6 protein-coding genes are annotated in these 17528 nt (G+C 64.8%); 2 read left to right on the top strand and 4 right to left on the bottom strand.

Annotated features, from left to right (window positions below; all coding sequences use genetic code 11):
- Positions 1 to 23: 23 nt before the first annotated feature.
- Both ABT053_RS22915 and ABT053_RS22920 read left to right on the top strand, forming a co-directional pair.
- Positions 24 to 3119, top strand: coding sequence for an AfsR/SARP family transcriptional regulator (locus ABT053_RS22915; RefSeq protein ID WP_350971117.1), 3096 nt, complete (start codon positions 24 to 26; stop codon positions 3117 to 3119).
- Positions 3120 to 3724: 605 nt separating this feature from the next.
- Positions 3725 to 4216 (top strand): hypothetical protein, encoded by a 492-nt coding sequence (locus ABT053_RS22920; protein ID WP_350971118.1) that lies wholly within the window; start codon positions 3725 to 3727, stop codon positions 4214 to 4216.
- Between the two features lie 490 nt (positions 4217 to 4706).
- Here ABT053_RS22920 and ABT053_RS22925 read toward each other — a convergent pair whose 3' ends face one another.
- From ABT053_RS22925 to ABT053_RS22940, 4 genes are all read right to left on the bottom strand, one after another.
- Positions 4707 to 5054: a hypothetical protein gene (locus ABT053_RS22925; protein ID WP_350971120.1), complete on the bottom strand. Its 348-nt coding sequence runs from the start codon at positions 5052 to 5054 to the stop codon at positions 4707 to 4709.
- 3 nt (positions 5055 to 5057) lie between these two features.
- Positions 5058 to 14063, bottom strand: a complete 9006-nt coding sequence (locus ABT053_RS22930; protein WP_350971122.1) for a LamG-like jellyroll fold domain-containing protein — start codon at positions 14061 to 14063, stop codon at positions 5058 to 5060.
- A 593-nt stretch (positions 14064 to 14656) separates the two neighbouring features.
- Positions 14657 to 15841, bottom strand: a complete 1185-nt coding sequence (locus ABT053_RS22935) for an amidohydrolase family protein (RefSeq protein ID WP_350971124.1) — start codon at positions 15839 to 15841, stop codon at positions 14657 to 14659.
- 605 nt (positions 15842 to 16446) lie between these two features.
- Entirely contained in the window at positions 16447 to 17427 is a 981-nt protein-coding gene (locus ABT053_RS22940; protein ID WP_350971126.1) for a Gfo/Idh/MocA family protein, read from the bottom strand.
- Positions 17428 to 17528: the final 101 nt, after the last annotated feature.

Genomic DNA, 17528 nt, shown 5'->3' on the forward strand with positions numbered 1-17528 from the left:
GCGAAACCTTCCAGGGGAGTGGTATGAACTTCTCCGTCCTGGGGCCGGTCGAAGTGCGAGCCGACCACCAGCCGCTACCCCTGGGCGGACGCAAGCAGCGGGCCCTGCTCGCGATGCTGCTCCACCACGCCAACAGGTCCGTGGCCGACGACCTGCTCGTGGACGCCCTGTGGAGCGAGCACCCGCCGAAGACGGCCGACAACAACCTGCGCCTGTACGCCTCCCGCCTCCGCCGGTCCCTGGGCCACGACCGGGTCCTGCGCCGGCACGGCGGCTACCTGCTCGTCGTGCACCCCGGCGAGCTGGACGCCCATCGGTTCCAGGCCTTGGCGAAGAACGGCCGCGACGCGTTCCTGCACGGTGACCACCACGAGGCCGCGGACTTCCTCCACCGGGCCCTGCGGCTGTGGCGCGGCCCCGCGTACGGCGACCTGCGGTTCGTCGAGGACCTGTCGGGCGAGGCGGCCCGCCTGGAGGAGCTGCGGCTCACCACCCTGGAGCACCGCGTCGAGGCCGACCTCGCGGTGCGGTTCCAGCCGGAACTCGTCGCCGAGCTCACCGGCCACGTGAACGCTCACCCGCTCCGCGAGCGCCTGCGGGCGCACCTGATGGTGGCGCTCACCCGCTCCGGCCGGAGCTCCGAGGCGCTCACGGTGTACGCCGACATCCGGCGCCTGCTGAACGAGGAGCTGGGCGTCGAGCCCGGCGACCGGCTGCGCGACCTCCACCGGCTGATCCTGGCCGAGGAGCGGGCAGGGCCCGGGCACGCCGCGAGCGGGCGCGCGAAGGACGAGCGGGACGACCGGGACGAGCCGCCGGGGACCGAGCAGGGACAGGCCGGGCCGCGCGAACCCCCCGCGGAGCTGCCGATGGGCATCGCCGACTTCGCGGGACGCGAGCAGCACGTCAGGGACCTCGTCGCGCGGCTGGACGAGCGCTCCGCGACGACCGTCTCGGTCATCACCGGGATGGGCGGCATCGGCAAGACGGCCCTCGCCGTGCACGTGGCGCACCGGCTGGCCGACAGGTTTCCCGGAGGCCAGCTCTACGTCGACCTGCACGGCGCGCACGAGGAGGAGCAGGCGCACCCCGGCCACGTGCTCGGACGGTTCCTCGTCGCGCTGGGGGTGCCCGGGTCGAGCATCCCGGAGTCGGTCGAGGCCCGCGCCGCGCTGTACCGCAGCCGCCTGGCCCGCGCGAACGTCCTGATCGTCCTCGACAACGCGGCGTCCGAGCAGCAGGTGCGCCCCCTCCTGCCGGGCGTCTCCGGCTGCGCCGTGATCGTCACGAGCCGCGCGAGGCTCTCCGGCCTGGAGGGCGTGCGGCCGGTCGAGCTGGACGTCCTGAGCACCCAGGAGGCCGTGGAGCTGCTCTCACGGCTGATCGGCCACGACCGCGTCGCCGCGCAGCTCTCCGCCGCCACCGAGCTCGTCTGGCTGTGCGACCGCATGCCGCTCGCCGTCCGCATCGCGGGCGCGCGGCTCGCCGCCCGTCCCCAGCAGAGCGTCGCCTGGCTCGTCGGGCGGCTCGGCGGCGAGCGCGGGCGCCTGGACCAGCTGGTCGTCGGCGACCGCGCGGTCAGGGCGAGCCTGGCCCTGAGCTACGTCGGCCTCCCCGAGGACACGCGGCGCGCCTTCCGGCTGCTCGGCCTCCTCGACGTCACCGGCTTCGCGAGCTGGGTCCCCGCCACGCTGCTCGACCGCCCGCACGAGGAGGGGGAGACCCACCTGGAGTCCCTGGTGGACGCGCAGCTCGTCACCATCTCCGGGATCGACTCCACCGGGCAGGCCCGCTACCGCTTCCACGACCTCGTCCGGCTGTACGCCCGCGAGCGCGCGGAGGCCGAGGAGGACCCGGCCGAACTCCTGCTCGCCACGACCCGGGCGTTCGGCGCGTGGCTCTGGCTCGCCGAACAGGCCATGGAGCACGTCCACGGCGCCTGCTACGCCGTGCTGCACGGCCCGGCACCGCGCAGGGCGCTGCCCGGCGACGTCGCCGCGTCCCTCCTGCGCGACCCCCTCTCCTGGTTCAACGCCGAACGGAGCGCGCTGGCCGGTCTCGTCGAGCAGGCCTGCGCCCTCGCGCTCGACGACTTCGCCTGGGACCTCGCCGGGTGCCTCGAACGCTACTTCGACTCCCACGGGTTCTTCTCCGAGTGCCGGCGCCTCAACGAGCGGGCCATGCTCGCCTGCCGTATGTCCGGGAACCTGCTCGGCGAGGCCGTCATGCTGCGCGGGCTGCTCGACGTGACCACCTGGACCGGCGTCGAGCACGAGGGCGGCGCCATGGTCGCGCTGCACACCAACGCCGTCCGGCTGGCGGAGATGTTCACCGAGGTCGGCGAGCTACGCGGGCTGTCGGACGCCCACGTGATGTGCGCCTGGGGCCTGGCCGCGCAGGGGTTCGTCGAACCGGCCGTGGAGTCGGCGGAGACGGCGCTGCGCCTCGCGGAGGAGACCGGCCACCTCGGCGGCCGGGCGCGCGCCCACCTGGCGCTCGGCATCACGCACGGCCAGCGGGACGTCCTCTCGGCGATCCCGCACCTGGTGAGCGCGCTGAAGGTGGCGGAGACGCTGGGAAACCCGCGCTTCGAGGCGACGTCCCTGCAGTTCCTCGGCCTCGCGTACGTCGAGACCGGCCAGTCGGAACCCGCCGAGCGGTGCCTCAGCCGCTCGCTCGTCATGTCCCGGGTGGCGCGGGACCCGGCGTCCGAGACGATGACCCTGGTCACGCTGGCGAAGCTCTACGCCGGCGACGGCGACGAGCGGGCGCGGCCCACGGCCGTCACCGTGGAGGAGCTCAGCCGCCGCTACAACCTCACCCACCACCTGGCCGACGCCCTCTGGATCCTGGGCGACCTCGACCGCGCCGACGGCGACCACGCGCGCTCGGTCGCGCGCCTGACGGAGTCCGTGGCGCTGTGGCGGACCCGCAGCTGGACGACGTACCTGGCGGGCGCGCTCCGCAGCCTCGGCCTCGCCCACGTGGCGGCCGGCGACCGGGAGAAGGCCGTCAGATGCTGGCGCGAGGCCCACGAGCTCTTCACCGTCATCGGCGACGGGACGAAGGCGAACGACCTGGCCGGACTCCTCGGATCCTCGATCACCGGCTGTCCCTGATCGTTTCGTTCGGTATATGCGGAAAATATGCAGCGGCTCCGTAGCGTCCGGATGGCAGGAGATCACGTGGTCGTTTGAGGCTTCACGATCCGTACGAGGATGAGCGGGCACGGCGGGCTCATCTCCACCAGGGTCACACAGGGGCTGACCCTTCCCGCGTATCGTGAACGCCCCGGCCACGGCGCGTCCTCCGGGCCGATCACCCGATCGGTCCGGCCCTTTCCCACCGGGAAAGGCACCCGGAGGACAATGGGACCGTGAGTTTCGAACTGGCCGTCTGGTACGAGCCCAAACCGATCACCAGGGAACACGCGGAACAGGTCTTCCAGTCCCTCCGCCGTGGGGCTGCGGAGGTCCCTGGAACGCCTCCCCCCAGGGAACCGGGGGCGACACCGACGCATGGCGCGGATCCCCGTCCGGGAGCTTCCGGGGAGCCCGGAGCTTCCGGGGAGCGGGGATCGCCCGGAGAGCAGGGAGAGCGGGGAGCTTCCGGAGAGCGGGGGGAACCCGGGAACCGGGGAGAGCGGGGAGCTTCCGGAGAGCGGGGAGCTTCCGGAGAGCGGGGAGCGCCCGGGGAGCAGGAGGAGCCCGAGGCGCACCCGGGGGTGACGGCGTTCGCCGATCGGCTGCCCGGGGCCGGGTGGCTCTCCCCCGACCATCTCCTGGTCCGCGTGGACCTGGAGCGGGCCGACGAGGTGTCCGCCGAGGTCTTCGCCCTGGCCGCCGAGTGCGGGCTGGTCTGCTACGACCCGCAGCGCGGCCTGGTGCACAACCTGTCTCCGCGAGGCGTCTACCCGACCATGGAGATGCGGACGGGCGACGGGATGATCGTGGTCGGCCCCGACCTGCGGCTCATCTCCGACACGCTCGCCACCATGTCCCCGCAGAACCCGTTCACGGCCCTGGTCGTCTTCGGCGAACACTTCGTCCAGAGCTCCCCGGAGACCTCGGGCTACGAGCTGGAGTACAAGGACAGCGTCAGGAACCGGATGTTCCGCACCCACGTCCCGGACCTGGGCGCGGTTCAGGACGCCTTCACCGAGTACGCCACCGGCGAGCGCGCCTTCCTGGAACGCCACGACTGGCGCCTCGTCTGACTTTTTCACCTGGGCGGCCACCCGGTGCGCTCGGTGTGGTGGTCTGTGCTCGCTGCGGTGTCTGTGGTGAGTGTCCGTGCTCGTTGCGGTGTCTGGTGGTTGTCTGTGCTCGCTGCGGTGGGCGGGTGTTCCGGCCGGCCGTCTCAGTTGCTGTCTGGTGGTTCAGGCCTTCGGCCTGCGCGGGCGTGGTGGTTGCGGGCTTTTTTTAAGCCGGCCGGAACACCCGCCCACCTCCGCTGCAGACGTTCCGGCCGTGAGGGGTGCGGGCCGTAGTCGCTTTCTTTCCGGCCGCCCTGTCGGCCCGCCGCCGCTGAAGCGTCTGTCGGGGCCGGTCCGGGGCGGGCCGCCGTAGCTGAAGCATCCCGTGCACGACCCAGTCCAAGGTTGGGCACCAAATGCAATCGGCCTGCCGAACCCACCTCTTTCCAGCAACACTCGCCACAACAATAAGCAATTAATAAATCTCCATTTTAAATCTCGAATAAAATTCCTAGTCCATGTATGTGTCGAGCAGTACGGCCATATCCATCGACGCCATGATCTTTATCATTCTCATATTGAATATAATTCCATCTTGCGGCTCGCGGGGCGTCCAGCTTAAGTGCAAGCTAATCTTTCCATCGATCACCCCATCAAATACTTGCTGCACGTCCGCAAGAAATTGCTCAACGAGCTTTAATTGTTCACCCAAAGGGTTCCCCCCCTCGGCTCTAAAATCTACGTGCCACCCACCTTTGTCGCGAATAAATGTTCCATGAGTAGCCACCTGCGCAATAAGCTCGTCATTCGATCCTAGGCCAATAAATTGAACGGTAGAAGCAGCCCATGTTTCGTTCATCATTCAATCCTTGTGAAGGTGATCATATATATTACCAATCGAATCTTGGCTTCGTCCACCATCGGGTAGCTTTATGTATACTTCGCCGGTGCTGAGGTCTACAATTATGTCCGGGTTTGACCTTTCGCCATTCCTGGGCATATTCCTCTTCACAGCATGGATTGCATCTTTAATCTCCTTCACAGAGTATCCAGTTCTAGCAGCAATCGCACCGGGACGATCGACAAAACATCCATCATCACCCGAGTTATGAACTAGAGCGCCTCGATCTCCAAACGCCACATAGTAGGTGTGAATGCCTTCAATCGTGAGGTTGTAAACGCGCTGGTTTAATTTAAAGTATTCTGCAACCTGCACCACCTTCAGACTATCTACGTTTATGGATTGAAGGCGTGCACCGGGAATGAGATCGCCCGCTTCGACCCATTTTTCCTTACCCTCAACCCAAAATGGATGCGTATCGGTTGCGACGACTGGAGCAGTTACACCATCTTTCCTGCCCGTTTCAACAGATATGCGTACAAGGTTTTTGGTTCCCTGGCTCGTTATCAACGCAATGACAGGCTTCGCTTCAGTAATGCCAGTCACGGGATCGGTTGCGAGAACTTTGTCGCCAACTTTTAGTTTTTCTATAGAACGGCGACCGCCATTTGGTAAAAGAACTTTTGTGCCTGCAACAAAGCTACTTATCTTGCATATATTTTTCAGAGTGTCGCCAACAATTTTTTGAGCGGCTACGAATGCCCGTTTTGAGTTAACCCAATTGTTTACAGCATCCACCGCCCTCTTTCCTGCGTTGTAAATTCTTTTTACAAGCTTCACCCCCTCCTTCCATCTAAACACATACTTAGCTGCTGTCCGCGCCACCCAGCCACCAGCACCGGCCACAAGCTTGCCGATTACGTCAATTGCAAAGCTTGCACAGGCTGATATATCTGTTCCAGTAATACATCCAAGCCCGTCGGTAATTCCCGAAACTTCTGCAGCAAGGCGCGCCAAATCTTTCAGCGCATCCCAAAGTTCCTGTTCTGCTTGCTCCACTTTCACTTGTGCGCGATCAGCATTAAACATCGCACAAGCCAGACTCTTTGGGCTCGTGTTACACACAGTCGGAGGCGGAACTCTCACACCCTTGGTGGCCTTGCTTTGTTTTACTGCTTTAAGGCCGGTGGGGTCGAACAACCCAATTGGGTTATTCGCCGCATAACTGTAAGGATTTGCCCATTGGGGCGGCGACATGTTAAGCAGGGGATCAGTAGAAATAAATTTGGCAATGGAGGGATCGTAGTAGCGGGCCGACAAATAGATCAGATCCGTGGAAGCGTCTTCGGTCTTGCCGAGAAAGCCTCGGTCGGTGAAGGCCAAGTCGTCGGTGCCACGGCGTTGCCCGAAGGGCAGATAGCGTTCCCGGTTGATCTGCCCGGTGGAGTCATCGATGCCGAGTTGCTGAGATCCATGCAGGCCCGAGGCGAGCCAGGTCACTCCCATGCCAGACGTGCGCATCGCGACGATGGCACCGTCAGCAGCCGAGTAGTACCGCTTACCAGTGACGGTTGCGCCGCTCAATTCCAGCTCCATGGCACCGAGGTAGAGTGTCGTCTTGCCGTCGGGGGCACGCCGGATTAAGCGTTCTCCATCAGCGTCGTACACCATGCTGGTGTCGTTACCGTCGATGGTGGATTTGATCAACTGGCCGAGCTCGTTCCATTGGAATGTCGCCTGCTTGCCGTCGACAGTGCGAGCGATCATCCGGCCCGCATTGTCATAGGTGTAGTTGTCGGTACGGCTTGGGCGTTCGATGGAGGTGACCGCGTTCGGCCGCGCGGATGCCGGAGCGGGATAACGGTAGATAGAGGCCTGGCCATTGTCGGTCAGAGCCGTGATATTGCCGACCGCGTCGTAGGCGTAGGACTGGTTGTAAGGATCAACCCCCAGGCTGTTCGGTCCCGCCGCGCACGATGAACCGGTAGTGGTCCAGGCCGCAGACAGGCGGTGGAGCCCGTCGTAGGTGAAGCATTCGGACTGGCCGTCGGTCTGCCCGGGAACTGCGGAGGCGCGGTCGAGAATACGAGTGATCTCACCAGAGATGTCGTAGGTGTATTCGTCGTCTTGGGCAAGCTGAGGCGTAGCGGTATTGGCCTTGGCGGTGGTGGTGAGCCGTTTCAGCCATCCGGTCCTCTCATCCCAGGTGAGGGATCTCTTGACCTGGCCATTCGCTCCATACGAACGTTCGGTCATGCGGCCGGTGGCCGAATAGGCGGTGGACTTCACATAGGTGAAGCTTCCGCCGAGGTCGGAGGTGAGCCCGTACGACTGGCCGAGATCGGTGGTGGTGAGAGTCAGCTTCTCCTGCGGAAGCCCTCCCGCGGCGGGCATGCCGAACTCGCGCAGAGTACCGTTGAGGTTGTAGCCGGAGGTGAAGGCATACGTACCGGCTAGAAGACCTTCTGAGGCGGGAACCGACAGAGTGGAGCCGGTGGGCCGCCCCATGGTGTCGTAGCCGGCGATCGTGTCGACATAGGCGTTGCCCTCGACGAAGCGGGTAGCCGAGGTGAGTTTTCCCTTGGCCAGGCTGTCGTAGACCCATTCGGCGAGCTTGGTGCCGGTGTCAACTTCCCCAGCCCATTGGGCGGTTTTCCGGCTGAGGTCGTCGTAAGTGAACGAGATCTTCTGGTTCTTGCCATCTGTCGTCCACGCCAAGCGACCCGCAGCGTCGTAATGCTGCTGGCTACTACCGGAATCTGGGTCACTGCCAGCGACCCGGCGGCCTAGCAGGTCATAAGTAAAGGTGCGAACGGCGCCGTTGGCGTCGACCATCTTGGTCAACGCCCCGGCGGGATCGTAAGTATAGGTGGTGTCGTGATGGGCTGTCGCGTTGGCCCACTCCTCGACTTTGGCCACCTGCCCCTCAAGGTTGGTGTAGAAAGCGGTCTTCCCACCGGTCGGGGGCCTGACCTCGTAGCGGTCACCGAAATACGTGGTAGCGGTACGCTTCAGCTCGATGGATTCCGACATGTCGATTTGCGCAGTGGGACGGCCGAGGGCGTCATATGCGTTCTTGGTCCACTGCGGCAAGTCTGTCAGAATCGGATTGAGTAGGCCGGTGCCCGGCTGGGCGGCATTGTGCACCGGGAGGAAGTTCGCGGATACCAGACCCCGTGCGTCGTAGGTGGCACCGGCGACAGTCCGACCTCCGCTGGGAGAAGCGTTCTGGATTTCCCGCACCCGACCAAGGCCATCGATATAGGTATGGCTTGTCAGCCAGTGTGGTGTGGCGCCATCGACTCGCTGCAACTGACTGATCGTCTTGCTGGCGGGACCGGATACGGTGCCGGTACTCACGTTTACCGGCACCGTATAATTGACCTTGGCCGCCGGAATGCTCCCGGTCCTAGGTTGCTGGGGAGTCCACAGTTCCGTAGTGCGGCCCAGTGCGTCGTGATCGATGTTGATGTCGTTACCGTCGGCGTCGCGGGCACCGATCGCCTGACCGTTCAGATGAGAAGGCCAGATCGTACTGGTGTGGCCGAGTGGATTGGTCATCGTCACACCACCAGCAGGCCAGCCCACCGATGGGCTGTAAGCGGTCGTTGTCGACTTACCGGAAGGGCTGGTCTCGATGGTTTGGCGACCGTAAGCGTCGAAGGACGTCTTCGTCGCCAGGAAGGTGTTCTGGTCGCTCCAAAGCCGGTTCTCTGTCAAGTTGCCATTCGTTGGGACGTTCACCGCCGAATCGGTCGCGCCGTCATACAGACTCAGGCCTCGTGCCACTAGGGCCCCGGCAGCGCAGTCATCGCCCTTACGGGCCTCCTGACCAGCAGCAAAGTTAATCATCCATCGGCCGCCCGCCGTATTACGGGCATAGGTGATGCCGGTACAGGTGTTGTCGTCGGGAACACCGTCTTGGCCGTAAGCATGAATCGCCGTAGGTAAGCCATAGATGTCAGAGACGAGCCGGGCGTCGCTGAAGCGGTAGCTACCGTTGGCGAGACGTTCCCGTGTGCGCAACCGATTGGAGATCACCATGTGGGCCGTGACCGGGATGGAGTTGGCCACAGTCCGGGTCTCATACTCGTAGCGGGTGGAGGTGACCTCCGTGTAGGCATCCTCGGTGCTGTTTGTAGGGGCAGGAGGTACGGCAGCAAGATCGACGGTCAAGTTCTGCCACTTTGACCAGACGGGTGTCGACCCGTCGATCAGCGCCGACAGCTTGGCACGCCATTGGATCTTCCACCCGTTGGTCAGTTTGCCAGTGGGGACGGCGATGCGCGCTTCGGACCCCTGAACCGGGATGCCGGAGGTGGCACCGGTCCAGATCTGTCCGCTGCCCTGAGCGGGAACAGCCGGATCGTGCTGGACTTCGAAATCGACTCTGGCCCCGGCTGGAACGGCGGCGATGACCCTGGTGCTCAGTTCAGGAGTCAATGAGCCGGTCACGGTGGGCGCGGCCGGGGCCAGGCTCGGGATCACCGAGAACCCGTCGACACCGGGCGTGCTGTAAGTGACCGACAGGGCGGCAGTGGAGGCGTTGAAAGCCCGTTCGAAACCGTTGTCGAAGGTGGAGAACTCTTCCTGGGCCGCACGCAACATCAGACCGTGATTGGGCTGGCCGTCCGCCCACGCCTGGGTGATGGCGGTGATGGGCCAGGTCATCTGGACGCCCGATCCGGTGTTGCAACTACTTGGGTTGGTATTGGCAACCTGGCCCGAAGTGGTGCTGGCAGGCTGGTTCCACCAGTCCACCGATCCGCTGTCCCATGACGCGGTCGCTCTCTGAGAGAGAATGCCACCTTGTGGGCATCCCGCTCCGGCCGTAGTGGTGAGTTTCAGCGAGGCGCTGGAAATGGTCGCGTTGCTCAGCAGGCTGATGTCGAATCGCAACAGTGACCGGGCCACTTCCCTGGAGTAAACTCCCCCACCCTCCGGCACGGAGATGTTACCGACCGTCAGAGCGTTCCAGCCCTTGACCTGGTCGGAACGGATCCATGCGGCGTCGGTCTTTGCGAGTGTCATCGCAGGATCCACTACGACGGGATAAACCGTGCCGGAAGCACTGAGGAACGCGGGATCGGGTTTGAGAACCAATGCTTGACCGTTGGCTTCGGATACCACCCGCGTAGTGATCTTCCCGACGCGTGGTCTCGCCGAGGTCTTCTCTTTTCCAGTCAGGCTAAGGGCTGAACCGTCGGTCATCACCGGTACGGGCGCCGAGGCGACGACATCTTTGGTTTCCTTGGAAGCCCGCAATTCAAGCCCGCCGTCCTTGCGCTGGGCAAGCGCCAGGCCAGCAGAAGTAATGGGGAAGCGGAATTCCGCCGGCTTGTCCGGACGCTGGCGCAGCACGACATCGTGACGGAACCCATTGGGCAGCACGGTGACGACCAGGTCCGCTCCCGGAGCGATCCCATCTACGTATGTGGCAACGTTCTCTTTGATGCTCGGGCGAGGCAGTCGCGTGGGCCAGCTCAATGCATAGGAACGGTTGTGGTTGTCGCGGAGGGTCACGAACGGGCCCTCGCCACCAGTGGACACCTCCACGTCGGCCTTCGCCGCCTTGGGCCGCAGTACACCGTCCTGCTCGATCAGGGTGGTGTCAACGTTGACCCACGCACCATCGCGATACACCCGATGCGGTGTTCCCCACACCTCGGTGGTAAAGGTACGCCCGTCAGCGTTGGCGACGGTCTTACTGGTCTCGGTCGCGGCCAAGGAGACTTCAACCGGTTTACCAGACCGGACCGCCTGCTGCTGAGCCTGGACCTGCGCGGCCAACGCGCTGGCCGACGTGATCGCCTGCGCTGCCGACTGACTCTGGGAAGTGACCCCGTTGTAGAGGGTGGAGATATCCGTCGCGGTCAACGCACGCCGGTAGAGACGTACCTCGTCAACTCCGCCCTTGAGGTAGTCGCTGTAAGCACCGTTGACCTTGGTGCGGCCGACCTGGACGTTGCCGGTGGCATTCCAACTGCCGGTGTAGGTGGTCTCGGCATTGAGAACGCCGTTGACGTACAGGCGGATCTTTCCGGCGGTGGTGTCGTAAACGCCCACCAGGTGCGTCCAGGTGCTCGCGACCGCGTTCTGCGTGGACAGGGCGCGCACGGCCGTGGCATTGGTGGTATCGGTCTGGTACGTGACCATCCGCCACTTCTGGTCACTGGAGGAATAGCCAAGTTTGAAAGCGCTGTTGACCGCGCCATCCTGACTGATCACCGTGTCAGAACGATTGGTGGCATCCAAGCGAGCCCATGCCGAGACGCTGTAATCGGCGTTGGTGAGTACGACCGGCCCACTGGTGGCCGCGTAGCCTGACGTGCCGTTCAGCGCCAGGCCGCCACTGTTCTTGCCCGCCCCCCAGGAAGCGGAGGTGAGCGTCGCCGTATGGCCATTGCCGGAAGAGTCTGTCGCACTGGTGCCGCTGCTCGCGTCGAATTTCCAGTGAGCCCGCTCCCCCAAACTCGGAGGTGGTTCGGCGAGGCCGCTGTCGGTAGCCCGCCAAGTCCGCTCCTGCAACACTTGCCCTTGCATCGCCGGCAGGTCTTCGACGGTGTTACCGTCGAAGTCGGTGAGCGTGATCGTCTGCGGTTGTTGATCAACGCCAAGTTGACGTGTGCTGAGGCCACGGAAGAACGTGTTCGTCGTTACCGACGATTGAGCCGCGACCTCGGCTTCGGCGACAGTGCGAACCTTCCCGTAGCCGCGCCACTCATTCGCCCCTACGTAGGAGTTCCCACTCCATGGGTTGATCAGGTCATCGGGGATGGCCCAAGCGGGTTGCCCCAAATACTCATACCGAGTGGTCTGGTCCGGTGATCCCCCGACGAGATCCTTCTCTACAACCTTGAGAACCAGGTTCTTGTGATACTCGGTGTATTCCTGCGCTCGGTAGGTTTCTCCCGAGACATTCGATTCCCGGTGGACGACGCGCCAACAGTCCGACAGCGGATGCCGCTGAGTCCGATCCCCACAGGTCTTCACCTGGCCATAGGTCACCACAGTGCGCCCACCGAGTTCGTTGGTGATCGCTCCCAGGCGCGGTGAGAGTGTTGGCCGACTCTGGGGGTTGTCGTCCTCGTTGAAATCGGTCTTGTGGGTGACCATGACCGCATCGAAGCCAACCTTGGGGAGCGCGATCTCACCTTGGCCAGCCAGACCGGTCATACGGATGCCGTCCAGCCAGTTGAAGATGTGCTCATCGCCCGCGTTGGCCATCTTTCTGGATAAGTCGATCCGGGCGACGTCATCCCAGGTCGCCGCCCCAGGAGCACGAGCATAGGTGGTCACCGCGGCGAGTTGCTTGGTGATGAAGAATGAAGGGGTCCGGTTCTGGCAGCTACTAACCGGGGTCTCGCAGCGCAGGGATGCCGGAATGTCCCAGGCATCCTGAACGCCGAATTCCATCTTGGTGGTGGGGACGCTCTCGGCGATGCGGGTGTTGTGCCCCCACTCCACGCGCTGCAGGTAACCGCCCCGGTCATAGGAGGCGAATTTCCAGGGGTTGGTGCCCACCCCGCATTGATCGGTAGCGCGATAGCAGAAGTTGTTGATCTCCCGGATCCAGGTGTAATCGATGGCGTTACCGTTGGAGTCGGCCTCGTGATCGAGGTTCCACCGCCACGTCCCCGCACACACTGGCGGATTGTCATATTTTTTGGCTGAGCAGGGCTCACCGGGGTCGTTACCGAAGAACTGGGTCTGCCAGGTCGCGTCCCGCTTGTACCCCAGCCGGTAAACCTTGCCTTTCTGATCGGTGACTTTCCAGTACACGTCACCGGACTCGGCTCCGGCAATTTGCTCTATCTTCCAGCCCTGATCCCGTTCGGTGCGCCAGGCGCCCGTGCCGCTCTCCTTGACCAGACGTGTTGTGGTTCCGCCCAGTGATATGACCAGCTCGGAATCGGTGGGAGTGGAAGTAGGTGACTCCCAGCACTGTAGGTGTTCCCACCCGCTCGCCGGATTCTGCTGAATGTCTTCACTGCATGGCCGGTAGCGGCGCTCGATGAACCCGACCGGCAATTCCCAGCCGGCACCAACCCAACCGTCCTGAGGATTGGTGAACCAGGCACGTGCGTCCTGCGAGGTCGAATCATACGACAAAGCCAGCCCTGGGCCCACACCTGCCGGGGACGGAGGTTCGGGCAGTGTATAACTCCAGTTGAACGCCCCCCCGGAATCGCCCGCCTGCCACTGACCTGAAGGGCTCAGATCCGTTGCCGAGAATGTGCCCCCGGAATCACCAGGCAAGGCCGATGTCGCAACGGTCAGCATGTAAACAGGGCCGCCATCGGCCGGGGCGGCGAGCTGCGCCCGTGAGGGGACATCTACTTCCGCGACCACCTGACCAGCTTTCAGGTCATTAAATCCTCTGATCACTTCTTGAGCAGGCTGGCATTGCGACGAACGCGGTGTCACCAGCACACAAGCGGGAAGACGGACCATACGCAGTTGCTGAGCAAAGCCACCGGTATAGGCATCACGAAAACCGTCATAGGACAAACCCAGGCGGACCCGACCCGGATCGGCGTCACCGTCAGTGCGAGTCACCCGAACACCCAAACCGATGCCGCCCATCGCCGCCACCTGCTGCGCGGACAGCGTTTCGATCTTCACTTTGCCAGGTCGCTCCGCTACGGGAACCTGTTGCGCTGTCGACGTAGCAGTGCGCGCTGCAGGAATTTGACCATTACCGACAGCGGCTATGAGCACCGGCAGACCCGAAACGGCCTTAAGCTTGTCGGCACCGGCCAAAGTGACCTCTGCCTGTTCCTCCACAGGCCAGACGGGCTCACGCCGTTCGCGTCGCGGCGAAGACGACAGAGCATCCTCCGCTCCCTTGAATTCCTTCACCGGCGGCAGGTCACGACCATCCACCGAACGCTCAGCGGACTCAGGGGAAACCGCCGCCGCCCGCATCAAGAGATCATCCGGGACGCCAACCCCCGCGATCAACACCATCATCACCAGGCCCGCAACGAGCCCAGCCCGTAAAAAACGTGCACGCGAAGCAGCCACCGCCGCACCCTCCACAACCAAGCGAAGCGCGCGGCACCATAGGGGTCGCCGACGCGGTAAAGCCGAGATAAAAATGATCAGTCTTGATCATCCACATATGCCTGACTTGATGTCAAGTGAGCGATCTAGGAATTTCTGAGGCCTTTGGGTGCTAGAAGGTATTCGGCCCTACCTAAAGGCGTTGGACCGCGTCTCTACATGGCATGTCACCTAGAAGTCGATCTTGAGGCGAGGGTAAACAGTGCCTTACCAGCGAATTACGCTGCACCCTGGATCTGAGATAGGACCACCCGGTTCCCGACGTCTCAAACCAGGTGTGCCAGGACAGCTGTCCTGGCCGGAACGTGAACACCTCGACAACTCGGACCATGAAAGATCCTGCGCTTGCCCCCGACCTGGGTCGTGCAAGTGCTCTTCAGTGGCGGCGCGTTGTCCAGGGGGCCGAAAAGCGAGCAGCTATGGCGCATACCGTACGACGGAGCACGTGCGGCGGAGGAGGCGATCGTTCTGGCCAGCCCAAAAGAGGCCGCGACCATTACGCCAGAGGTACATATACAGGGCATGAAGCACCGGCAGGAATCACCCTGGCCGCGTCACCTGACCCGGACGCCCGCGCGGAAGACCGCCCGGACGTCCCGGAGCCGGTCGAGATCGTCGAGGGGGTTCCCGGTCACGGCCAGCAGGTCGGCGTCCGCGCCCACCGCGATCCGTCCCTTCCGGTCGAAGACCCCGCACGCCCGGGCGGCGAGGCTGGTCGCCGCCGTGAGCGCCTCCGACGGGGACGGGCCCTCCGCCGTGAACTGGGCGATGGCGTACGGCAGCACGTCGTGCGGCTTGACCGGCATGATGCCCGCGTCCGTGCCGAGCACGATGCGGGCGCCGAGCCTGTAGAGGGTCCTGAGAGCCTCGTGTACGGCCTCCACCCGCTTGGCGACCTCGGGCGGCAGGACGAGCGGCGAGTCGCCGGGGACGACCCCGATCGTCACGCTCACGAAGGTGTCGCTCTCGGCGAGGGCGGCGAGCAGCGCGGGGTCCGCGTCGACGCCGTCCGCGGTCACGAACGTCGCATGCTCGACGCTGTCCACTCCCGCCGCCAGCGCGTCCCCGATCGCCCGCGTACCGTGCGCGTGGGCGGCGACGGGCAGGCCGAGCCGATGTGCCTCGTCGACGACGACCCGCAGGTCGGTCCGTGAGTACTGCGACTCGTGCGGCGGCGGTGAGCCCGGCGTCATGTTGCCGCCGCTCAGCATGATCTTGACCACCGCGCAGCCCCGCTCGTGCCGCTCCCGTACCGCGGCGCGCAGGGCGGCGGCTCCTTCGGCCGCGCCGCCCATGAAATGGCAGTGGCCGCCGGGCGTGGTGATCGGGGGCCCGGCGGCGAGGATCTCCGGCCCCCGCCCGGGGTGCAGCTTCGACTCCGCGCCCAATGCCAGCGCCAGGTAGTCGCGGTCACCGAGGTCGCGCACGGTCGTGATACCGGCCTGGAGCGCCCTGTCGGCCGCGGTCCGCATCCTGGCCAGCAGCTCCGCGTCGTCGGCGGTGGTGAACGCGGTCACCGGGTCGGGGCCGGCGTCGAAGCCGAGATGCACGTGGGGGTCGACGAGTCCCGGCATCAGGAAGGTGTCCGCGCCCAGGTCGATCAGGTTCGCCCCGTCCGGCGGAAGGGCGCCCGTGGTGTCCACGCGGGTGATCCGCCCCTCCTCCACGAAAACCGTCGCGGGGCCGGACAGGTTCGTGCCGTCGAACATCAGTCCGGCGTGGATCACGAGAGGTGTCATGGTCGGGAGGCTCCTGGGGAAGGTGGCGCACGTGACCGCTCTGTCACGTCTTCGGGACGGCGCGGACCGGGCGGTGGCAGCGGCGTAACGACATCACGAACAACCTGAGAGGACCCTGATATTCGCTGAGAAGCCACTCAGCGGGAACGCCCTCGCGCTTCTCGATGCGTACGACCGCCGATCGCCCCACGCTCCCGGGCCGGGTCGTGACCCCGGCCCTGCGCTCCTTTCCGAGGCCGCGCTTCAGCTACGGCGGCCCGCCCCGGACCGGCCCCGACAGACGCTTCAGCGGCGGCGGGCCGACAGGGCCTCCCGAAAGAAAGCGACTACGGCCCGTACCCCCACCGACAGAACATGTACAGCGGAGGTGGGCGGGTGTTCCGGCCGGCTTAAAAAAGCCCGCAACCACCACGCCCGCGCAGGCCGAAGGCCTGAACCACCAGACAGCAACTGAGACGGCCGGCCGGAGCACCCGCCCACCGCAGCGAGCACAGACAACGACCGGCAACGACCACACCGAGCGCACCCGGAAAACACCGGGTGCGCCGAAAAAGCACCCCGGGTATACGACGCCTCACAATCCCGGAAAGGGAACCACTAAACAGTCATTCGCCGGGAAAACGGACACCCACCTGCGAGCGGACCTCGTCCAGGATGCCCATCACGTCGAGCGTCGCCTGCCAGGGCATCAGCGGGCTCTCCAGCAGGCCCTCCCGCAGGCAGCGCATCGCCTCGGTCGCCTCGTGCAGCATGCCCTTCCCCTCGAAGGGGACGTGGAAGGTCTCCGGCTCGCCCTCCACCGGGTGCAGGGTGAAGGTGTCGGGACGGAAGAACGGGGCCGGCAGCTCGATCCGGCCGAGCGTGCCGGAGATGGACGCGGCGACCGGGCTGTGCGTGGTGATGCCGCAGGACAGCAGGGCGACCGCCCCGCTGTCGTAGCCGAGCAGCACGCCGGTGTTCTCGTCCACCCCCTCGGGGGTGAGCCGCGCCCAGGATCGTACCCCGGCGGGGGCGCCGAGCAGCATGTGGGCGAAGGAGATCGGGTAGACGCCCACGTCGAGCAGGGCGCCACCGCCGAGCTTCGGGTTGCGGAGCCGGTGCTCGGGCGGGACGGAGACGGAGAACCCGAAGTCGGCGTGGACGGTCTGGACCGGGCCGACGGCGCCGCCCTCGACCAGCTCCATGATCTTGCGGACGGCCGGGATGCAGCGCGTCCACATGGCCTCCATCAGGAACAGGCCCCGTTCCCGCGCGAGGTCGACCAGCCCGGCGGCCTCGGCCCGGTTGAGGGTGAACGCCTTCTCGCACAGTACGGCCTTGCCCCCTTCGAGGCAGGTCCGTACGGCGTCGCGGTGGGCGTTCTGGGTGTTGGCGACGTAGACGATGTCCACGTCGGGGTCGGCGGCCAGCTCCGCCCAGCTCCCGTGGGCCCGCGGGATGCCGTGACGGTCGGCGAAGGCACGCGCGGACTCCTCCGACCGCGATCCGACCGCGACCACCTCGGCGTCCGGCAGGAGCTTCAGATCCTCGGTGAAGGTCGCGGCGATGCCGCCGGTCGCCAGAATTCCCCACTTGATAGCGCTCATAACGACACATTTCACCACGAACGTCTGACGAGGAGGCCCCCGGCACCCGGACCTCCCCGTCCCACTTCACACGAGCCTCATACGGGCCTCACGGCGGCCCG

Origin of the sequence: Streptosporangium sp. NPDC002524 (assembly GCF_040295985.1) — a bacterium.
GTDB lineage: Bacteria > Actinomycetota > Actinomycetes > Streptosporangiales > Streptosporangiaceae > Streptosporangium.